Annotated in this window: 2 protein-coding genes; both read right to left on the reverse strand. The window is 72.1% G+C overall.

All coding sequences use genetic code 11. The annotated features are described in order from the left end of the window. Window positions 1-153: 153 nt before the first annotated feature. On the reverse strand, window positions 154-1,410 hold the full coding sequence (locus ACFTZL_RS43930; RefSeq protein WP_382595960.1) for an MFS transporter: 1,257 nt from the start codon (window positions 1,408-1,410) through the stop codon (window positions 154-156). Further along, window positions 1,407-2,516, reverse strand: a 1,110-nt coding sequence (locus ACFTZL_RS43935; RefSeq protein WP_382595963.1) for a MupA/Atu3671 family FMN-dependent luciferase-like monooxygenase, incomplete at its 5' end; no start/stop codon positions are given. The genes ACFTZL_RS43935 and ACFTZL_RS43930, both read right to left, overlap by 4 nt.

Genomic DNA, 2,516 nt, shown 5'->3' on the forward strand with positions numbered 1-2,516 from the left:
CCACCAGGTGGTACGCCTGGAGCGAGGAGCCGCCCAGCTCGCCGAAGGTGGCGTCGGCCCAGGTGCCGGGCGGACGTGTGGCATGGCGCAGCGCCTCGTCGAGCAGCGGCTCCCAGGCCTCGGTGGTCGGCACGGGGCTCGATGCGTGGGTGCTCACTGGGTGTTGTCCCCCTCGCTGTCGGACACCGGCACCTTCTCGGCGTCGGGTTCGGGCCTCCGGGTCGCCGCCTCGATCGCCCGGTCGGACAGGTAGGCCCGGATCGGGATGATGGTCAGCAGGGTCAGGGCGGTGGACACGGCGAAGAGGACCTGGGCGTCGACGGCGAGCGCGACGGTGCCGCCGATCGCCGAACCGACCGGTGTCATCCCATAGGTCAGCATCCGCGAGGCACCGCTGACGCGGCCCAGGTCGGCCCGGCTGACGGTGAGTTGCCGTACGGACATCGACTCGACCGACCACATGCCGCCGAGCGCGCTGCCGACCGTCATGACGGCTGTGAGCAGGAACCCCTCGGCGAACAGCGGGCCAGCGAAGACCAGCGCCCAGCCCACCCGGGTGAGGGTGAGGGTCATGCTCCGGCCCAGCCACCGTTCCACGCGGTGGGTCATCACGGCACCGACGGCCGCGCCCACCCCGATGGCGCCGACGAGAAAGCCGTACTGCGAGGCGGACAGTCCGAGGGGGCCCGGCGTGATCGCGTACACGACCAGGAGGGTGAAGAAGATGCTGTTGGCGATCGTCGTCAGACCGCCCACGGCGACGATGGTCGCGAGGATCGGCTTCGAGAAGACGATCCGCGCCCCGTCCCAGAAACCCGTGGAGCCTTCGTCCGAGTCCGACCGCACACCGGCCTCGGTGCGCGGCAACTGGGCGGCGACCAGCGCGGCGGCCAGGCATGCCGCACCGGACAGCACGCTGGGCAGCACGTGGTCGACGTCGACCAGCACGCCCGCCAGGGCGGGGCCCAGGAACTGGTAGAACAGCCGGGTCGACACGGCCAGCAGACCGTTCGCCCGGGTGCGGCGCGAGTCGTCGACCGCGTTCGCCGTCACGACCTCGGCCGCGGTGTCGACCACGGTCTGGAGGCAGGAGACCACGAAGACCAGCACCGGGACGGTGACCTCGAGCGCCACGTCGGCCCAGATCAGTCCCGCGAGGCCGAACATCGCCACGCAGCGTCCGAGGTTGGCGAGGGTGACGGCGCGGACCGCCCCGATCCGGTCCACCAGGACACCGGCCGGCACCGCCACGATCAGCCACGGGAGAGTCGCCGCGACCGTGACCGCGGCCACCGCCATCGCCGAGTGCGACGCCGCGGCCGCCGTGATCGTCGCCGCCACGGCGAAGACGCCGTTGGCGGTGTCCGAGACCGCGGTGGCGGTCAGGAACCGTCTGAACACGCCGCTCATCGGCTGGCGGTCGCGGCGCCGGTTCCCGCCATGTCGTCCCGGAGCCTGGCCAGCCGCCGCAGGCTGCCCAGGACCTGGCGCTGTGTCAGGCCGAAGTCGACCAGGGCGCCGATCTCGTTCACCCCGGCCTCGCGCAGGAGCTCGCAGCGCTGCCGCACCGTGGCCGGATCGCCCAGCAGGGCACGCTCGCCGCGGAACTTCCGGTAGGCACGCCGCAGAATGGCGTCGACGTCCCTCGGACTGGCCCGGTCCAGGTCGATCTGCTCCTCCGGCAGGGCGGCGGTGAGCGTGCCGAGCAGTTGGGTGTGGCTGCGCAGATAGCGCAGGAAGGGGTCGTGGCAGACCTCTTCCACCATGTCCTCCGACTCGCCCACGTAGCAGTGGACCATCAGGGTGACGCGACCGGTCTCGGGGTCGTGCCCGGCTTCCTCGCGCGCCTTGCGGTAGATCCGGACCTTGTCGGCGAGTTCGTCGACCTTCAGCTCCAGCAGGGCGGTGAGGAGGTTGACGCCCAGCGCGCCGGCCCGGCGGAAGCTCTCGTCGTTCGAGGTCGCGGTCAGCCAGGTCGGCAGGTCCGGCTGGACGGGCCTCGGGTACAGCGACACCTGGATCCGGCCGCCCGTGCCGTCGACGGCGTCCGGTGCGACGCCGTCGGACCAGAGCGTACGGAGCCGGCGGACATCGGCCTCGAAGGTGTCGCGGCGGCCCGCGAACCGGTCGGGGGCCAGCACGTAGTCGCTGGGGTGGAAGCCGGGGGCGAAGGACACCCCGATCCGGCCGCCCGAGATCCGGTCGACGATCCGCCAGTCCTCGATCAGGCGCAGGGGGTTGTGCAAAGCCGGGATGACGCTGCCCGCCCGGATGTGGATGCGCTCGGTGGCGGTCGCCAGGGCCGCGCTCAGCACCGCCGGGTTGGGGTACTGCGCCCCGAACTCATGGAAGTGCCGCTCCGGCGTCCAGATCGCCTCGTAGCCCAGTGCGTCCGCCTCGCGGGCGGCGGCCAGGATCAGGTCGTAGTCGGATCCGAGGTCGCCCTGTGCGGAGGAGAAGAAGTAGACGCTGGTGGTGAGGTCGCCGGCCGGTGCCTGTGCCGGGCGGTGCTCCCC

The organism is Streptomyces sp. NPDC056948 (assembly GCF_042674225.1).
GTDB lineage: Bacteria > Actinomycetota > Actinomycetes > Streptomycetales > Streptomycetaceae > Streptomyces > Streptomyces purpurascens.